The organism is Neobacillus fumarioli NBRC 102428 (assembly GCF_001591485.1).
GTDB lineage: Bacteria > Bacillota > Bacilli > Bacillales > Cytobacillaceae > Neobacillus > Neobacillus fumarioli.
This window is the reverse complement of record NZ_BCUZ01000165.1, coordinates 1-5,127: the sequence shown is the minus strand read 5'-3', so window position 1 is coordinate 5,127 and position 5,127 is coordinate 1. Positions and strand designations below refer to the sequence as shown.

General features: G+C 40.2%; 9 protein-coding genes and 1 pseudogene. 6 read left to right on the top strand and 4 right to left on the bottom strand.

What is annotated here, in order from left to right; genetic code table 11:
- Together BFU02S_RS17165 and BFU02S_RS16530 are read left to right on the top strand one after the other, a co-directional pair.
- On the top strand, positions 1 to 185 hold a 185-nt coding region (locus BFU02S_RS17165), incomplete at its 5' end, for a hypothetical protein (protein WP_218005657.1).
- 105 nt (positions 186 to 290) lie between these two features.
- Positions 291 to 437, top strand: a pseudogene (locus tag BFU02S_RS16530) (IMP dehydrogenase); the annotation flags it as partial.
- A 76-nt stretch (positions 438 to 513) separates the two neighbouring features.
- On the opposite strand, the gene BFU02S_RS14755 reads toward BFU02S_RS16530, so the two are convergent.
- A complete protein-coding gene (locus tag BFU02S_RS14755) occupies positions 514 to 849 on the bottom strand; it encodes a YjcN family protein (RefSeq protein WP_066372274.1) in 336 nt (111 codons plus the stop codon).
- Between the two features lie 146 nt (positions 850 to 995).
- On the opposite strand from BFU02S_RS14755, the gene BFU02S_RS14750 reads away from it, so the two are divergent.
- Positions 996 to 1,361, top strand: a complete 366-nt coding sequence (locus BFU02S_RS14750; RefSeq protein WP_066372272.1) for a hypothetical protein — start codon at positions 996 to 998, stop codon at positions 1,359 to 1,361.
- A gap of 4 nt (positions 1,362 to 1,365) precedes the next feature.
- Here BFU02S_RS14750 and BFU02S_RS14745 read toward each other — a convergent pair whose 3' ends face one another.
- Positions 1,366 to 1,875 carry a hypothetical protein gene (locus tag BFU02S_RS14745; protein ID WP_157075955.1) on the bottom strand — a complete coding sequence of 170 codons (510 nt, stop codon included), beginning with the start codon at positions 1,873 to 1,875 and terminating at the stop codon, positions 1,366 to 1,368.
- A gap of 109 nt (positions 1,876 to 1,984) precedes the next feature.
- Between BFU02S_RS14745 and BFU02S_RS14740 the strand changes: the two genes are divergently transcribed.
- A complete protein-coding gene (locus BFU02S_RS14740) occupies positions 1,985 to 2,176 on the top strand; it encodes a hypothetical protein (protein WP_066372267.1) in 192 nt (63 codons plus the stop codon).
- A 4-nt stretch (positions 2,177 to 2,180) separates the two neighbouring features.
- Positions 2,181 to 2,420, top strand: coding sequence for a hypothetical protein (locus BFU02S_RS14735; protein ID WP_066372265.1), 240 nt, complete (start codon positions 2,181 to 2,183; stop codon positions 2,418 to 2,420).
- A 610-nt stretch (positions 2,421 to 3,030) separates the two neighbouring features.
- On the opposite strand, the gene BFU02S_RS14730 is transcribed toward BFU02S_RS14735, so the two are convergent.
- Together BFU02S_RS14730 and BFU02S_RS16875 are read right to left on the bottom strand one after the other, a co-directional pair.
- Complete coding sequence (locus tag BFU02S_RS14730) at positions 3,031 to 3,324, bottom strand: DUF2653 family protein (RefSeq protein WP_066372263.1); 294 nt, start codon at positions 3,322 to 3,324, stop codon at positions 3,031 to 3,033.
- An 11-nt stretch (positions 3,325 to 3,335) separates the two neighbouring features.
- A complete protein-coding gene (locus BFU02S_RS16875) occupies positions 3,336 to 3,761 on the bottom strand; it encodes a hypothetical protein (protein ID WP_157075954.1) in 426 nt (141 codons plus the stop codon).
- Positions 3,762 to 4,022: 261 nt separating this feature from the next.
- On the opposite strand from BFU02S_RS16875, the gene lgt reads away from it, so the two are divergent.
- The gene (gene lgt, locus BFU02S_RS14725) at positions 4,023 to 4,817 is read left to right on the top strand and encodes a prolipoprotein diacylglyceryl transferase (protein ID WP_066372260.1); all 795 of its coding nucleotides are present in this window, start codon (positions 4,023 to 4,025) and stop codon (positions 4,815 to 4,817) included.
- The last annotated feature ends 310 nt before the right edge of the window (positions 4,818 to 5,127 follow it).

The following is a 5,127-nucleotide window of genomic DNA, read 5'->3' as shown; positions in this document are numbered from 1 at the left end:
TGTCCTTCATCATCAGGATGAAAGACAAAACTCATATGAGTGCAAAGAGGAGTGTCCTTCATCTAAACACAAACTCCCCGCTGTGTTCTGTTCCAGCGGGAATTTTTAAGGAATTTTTACAAATTCAACTCTCTTATTGGATTTTCTCCATTTTTCGTTCACAGCTTTCCCAGCGAAAGGCGTAACGGCCGAGCACCGTTGTGTTAAGGGGTATCTATAAAGCCGAATGACAAATATAGCTAGGCGACCGACTTCAAATTATAAGGGTTATCTTTCAATAAGACATCACTGAAGCCGTCAGGGCACTAGAAAATGCCGGCGCTGACGTAACCAAAGTAAGCATTGGCCCTAGTAAAGTATGTATTACCAAAATAAAAACCGGATTTGGAACCGGTGGCTGGCAATTAACGTTTCTTCGCTGGTTTGCAAAAGCGGCATTTTCAAGAATTCCATTTTTAATGGGGTAAGGTCGCCGGAGTGATGCTGTTCCGGCGGAGTTTTTTATTATTGAGTTTAATCGTATCCTATATAATCTGCAAAATATAAAAACCCTGCCTTCTTCACCACATAGTTGCTTAACTCCACATTCTCCTCTTTAGGAGGTTTCGTAAGGGTATAAGCCTTGGCATGTTCCTTCACCATCATCTCTTTCATATCTTTATAAATGACATGATCTGTGTAGTAATCCGTATCCCGAATCCCTGTGATCACAGCACTGACAGGATGGCCCATGGAAAAGAACACATAAGTTCTTAATGCCAAATTCGGAGTTATATGAAAAAGAATATATAAAGCCGCAATCAATAGCATCGTTAAGCTTCCTATAAAGATCTTCCGCTTTTTGTTCAACAGCAATCCCTCCCGTTTGAGGTCATCTTCTAAACTCTATCATACAAGGTTTACCGCCAAAATACATCCCAACTTCAAGCCCGAATAAGAACTGTTCTAACCACATATAGTGAAGAATGAAGAAGTATATAGAGGGGGGAGAGTTTATGTTTAACTTTTTTTCATTTAAGAAGAAACCACAAGAAAAAGATGAAAAAATAAACTCTCTTCTGTTAGAAAAATTAGACCGAGTGATTGAACTATTGGAACAGCGGCCAAAAGAGACTAGTGGGAATATTCACCTTGAACATGTTCAAGTTGACCATCTGGAAAATATTATTTTTCGTATGGATAATATTGAAATTGATGAGCTTAGCGGAAAACTGCTGATCGGAACGAATATCAGCAGGCCGGAGGATTTGCCAGCCTCACTTATTGACAAAGAAACCGCCAAAAAAGAGGCTGCTATGGAAGAATCACCACAACAGCCCATATTCACGAAAACAGAAAAGGGCTACCGTTTTCACAGATAACCCCTTATGATCGCTGTATGACATTGGCAATTTTCACATCTTGATCTTCAATAATGCCGTCGATCTGATCCGGATCATGGTTCACATTCAAATTACATAAAATTTTATTGTGGTCTCCATCAATTCTTCCCTGTGCCTGATTGACTTTTTCATTAGCATCCATTCCGGTGACCCGCGTTTCCCCGACTGCTACCACGTTGTTTTGCTGCATCGTATTCACATGGACACTTTCAAGCGTAAAGTTTGATGTTTTTTCAGCCTCCGGGTTGTCCACCGAAATATGGATATCCCTGTCGTCAATCGGTGTATCAATAGAATCGGGGTCATTTAAAATCGCTATATTTTGATAAAGAAGATTGGAACTGCCCCCAACTCCCCCAATGACATTGTTTACCTTGCCATGAGCACTCCAGCCAATGGCATTATTTCGTTCCCCGATAAAGATACCAGCTTGTCGTTCCATAGACTGAACATTGATATTTCCGACAAATTTAAAGTCAAATGATTGAAGCATTCCTTCACCACATTTCTTCATTAACATATTGTTACAATATGTTTTGGACTTCGTTTTTGTGTCAATCGCCCAGATCATGAATAGTTTAATAAAAAAGGAGTGAACTCGAGTGAAACTTTCATTAGAAAACATATCCATTACGAAAATGGAAACCTCAGCAGGAATGTTCATCGGAAAAACAAACACCCTAAAACAGTTCCAAAACCAAAAAGAAGTAAACGAAGTCATCGGAACCATTTCCGGAAGAGAAAATAAGCTTACCCACAATTATTGGATGAAAAACAAAATGAAGGAAGGCTGAATTCATGGCATCCCCCATTCTGTCTCCAACCTTTCATATTGGCACGATTAAAATCGGAAGCATCGCCGAAGCATCCTGTTTTAGTATTGGGAATAACATTATTGAGAACTTTAAAAACACGAAAAAACATTACCAGGGGTTAGGCAACATTCACGGCGACCGAAACAACTTTGCCCGTGCAGCAGCTTCATTAACCAATCACGAGCCTAAAAGCGAAGAGAGCAGCACCAAGCCCTTTAGTTAAAAAGGGTTTTTCTTTTTTAAAGAAAAAACCATCCTTAACTAAGGTAAACCAAAGTAAAGAATGGTAAAAAAGCTTATATTTTCCCGCCAAAATTCAGTTTTAAATCTTGATCAAAAATAACGCCGTCAATACCGTCTAAGGAATCGATATTATTCCCTATATTGGGAGACACAATATGAAACAGGCCAAATGTACCCCCAAAAGCTGGTTGGCATCCATCCCTGTAAGTATAGACTCACCACCTATTACAGATGCGTTTTGCTGCGGCGTGTTGACATTTAAAACACCTAAATTAATAACGGAAGGCACTTTTCTTCTTCCTCTACTGTACACATCTTATGTGAAAATATTTTATCCGTGAAAGAATGCGGGGAAATCCGTGCTTGTTCTATATTTATACCAATAGAATGATTTTTTCAGCTTGCGTTCGTCGTTGTGTTTGTGTACAAAAATATAAAACCTAAAGTTGTACATTAGAATATCATGCAAGATATTCTTTCACAAATTAGGTTTTGCCTGCTAGTTTTTTAATCTTCATAGGGCCAATGTACCCACATTGACCCTAAGAGTGATATCCATACAAATTCCGGATCTATCAACACAAGCTGCCTTATCTCACCTGAATCGAGGCCGTGATCCCTTCACGTTCCGCAAAGCGCAAATCCACGAGCAGATGGTCAGGGTTAAAGTGATGATAATCCCGCAGGTAAACCGCCACCGCATCAATCAAATCCTGCTCGGTCAGATTTCTAATTCTGCCCCTTATATTGGCTTCCGCCGAGAAGCCAAATGACGGGTTAAACATTAAGTCAGCTTCGACACTTTCCGGGTTCGTATATTCTTTTGCCGCAACATAGACGCAAACACTGTCGATTAGATCTTGTTCATTAAATAATATTTCCATAATGATGCCCCCTAGTAACGTCTTCCAGTGAAGATCCTTTTGATCACCCAAATAATAATCGCAATAATCAGGATATCAAAGAGGAGCCCTATAAAGGAGAACCCATAACTGTGACCATAACTATGGTAGCCAAATGGGTGAAACATGCTTCCTAAAAGCGTCCCTGCTCCAAATGCGGCAGCATGGCTCCAAAAACTGCTTCGTTTAGGAGCTGGAGCTGGTGCATTATTATGATAGGACGAGGACCTTGATACATTACTTGATGGCGATTTATATCCTGAGTGATAAGTGCCCCCTGAATTCACCGTGGACGAATGAGTACTAAAAGATGAGCTATGACTGATCGAACTATGCCCGCCGCTAAAGCTTCTTGCTTCCGTCATACTTGGAACTACAAGCGATAACAGCAACATAAACGCTAATATTAATTTCTTCATCTATCATTCTCCTAACATAAAAATTTGTAATTAGAGAGTAGTTTGTATTATACCTCTTTGCAAAGGATTTTTCCACTCCACAGGATATGATCCTTTTTAGAATGGTGTTCTCCGCTATTTACATTGTACGATAAAACATAATAGTTAAAAATCGTCTCTGGATGGAGCTTTTTCTAAGACTTAAGTCTGAAAAAAATTGTGCTTTCCATTTTTTCAGTCTATTATTAAAACAAAAAGAATGATGAAGGGGTTTTTAGAAAAATGCATAAAGACTTATTTAACTTATTCGGCTATGAAGTGCAAACACATGCTGTGATCTCCCTTCTGGCGATCATACTTGGCTATGGCGTTGGTCTCGCTTTAACAAGAAAGACGATTTACTATCAGCACCTGCAAAATTTTCTTATTTATGGTGTATTAGGAGCGATCATTGGAGCACGTATTTGGCATGTCTTTATCTTTCAGTGGCCTACCTATTCCAAGCATCCACTGCAAATTTTTGCGATCTGGCAAGGGGGCATTTCGATTGAAGGAGCCATTGCAGGCGGGATTATTACCTTATTCATTTATTCACGATACCATAAGATCAGTTTTTTGGAATTTGCCGATTTATTAGCGCCTGCCACCATTCTGGCCCAAGGCATCGGCCGGATTGCCTGTTTTATGAATGGAGATGCTTTTGGAAAACCGACGGGAGGAAATTTTGGAATCGTCTATCCAAAAGATTCTTATGCCTACAATTACTACGGCAGTAAGCCATTATGGCCCGCCGAGGTTTGGGAAAGTCAAGGGAACATGATCCTATTCTGTATTTTATTTATGATCCAAAGCTTCGCAGGACACAAGCTGAAGAAAGGCTGGATCGTTTCGTTCTATGTGTTCCTATATTTCCTTGAACGGTTCATTTTAGAATATTTCCGAGGGGACTCCCCGCGTTACGGTAATTTAACAGGGGGACAATGGTCTGCAATCGTCATTATCGTGCTGGACCTTGGCTTTATGGTTTATTTAGCTTTGCGGGATTTTAAAAATAAGCCGGAAAAAGCTGCTCAATAAGAATCGTAAAAGGATGTTTTGGCCTTCATTGACTTGATGAGGGTCCTTTTTCGATTGATCCAGTCAAGTTTTAGGTTTCATGACCCGGGTGAAGGACATTCCTCTTTGCACTCACCTGGGTTTTGTCTTTCATATCCTTGATGAAGGACATTTCCCCCACCCATTCACCCGAGTTTTGTCTCTCATACACCGGATGAAGGACACTTCCCTCACACATTCAACTGGGTTTTGTCTTTCATACCCTTGATGAAGGGCATTTCCCCCACCCATTCACCTGAGTTTTGTCTTTCATACACCGGATGAAGGACAC

Excerpts from the sequence above, each read along its gene's own strand:
- lgt (WP_066372260.1), top strand. The coding sequence starts at position 4,023 with ATGCATAAAGACTTATTTAACTTATTCGGCTATGAAGTGCAAACACAT.
- BFU02S_RS14730 (WP_066372263.1), bottom strand. The coding sequence starts at position 3,324 with ATGGAAATATTATTTAATGAACAAGATCTAATCGACAGTGTTTGCGTC.
- BFU02S_RS14750 (WP_066372272.1), top strand. The coding sequence starts at position 996 with ATGTTTAACTTTTTTTCATTTAAGAAGAAACCACAAGAAAAAGATGAA.
- BFU02S_RS16875 (WP_157075954.1), bottom strand. The coding sequence starts at position 3,761 with ATGAAGAAATTAATATTAGCGTTTATGTTGCTGTTATCGCTTGTAGTT.
- BFU02S_RS14745 (WP_157075955.1), bottom strand. The coding sequence starts at position 1,875 with ATGCTTCAATCATTTGACTTTAAATTTGTCGGAAATATCAATGTTCAG.
- BFU02S_RS14735 (WP_066372265.1), top strand. The coding sequence starts at position 2,181 with ATGGCATCCCCCATTCTGTCTCCAACCTTTCATATTGGCACGATTAAA.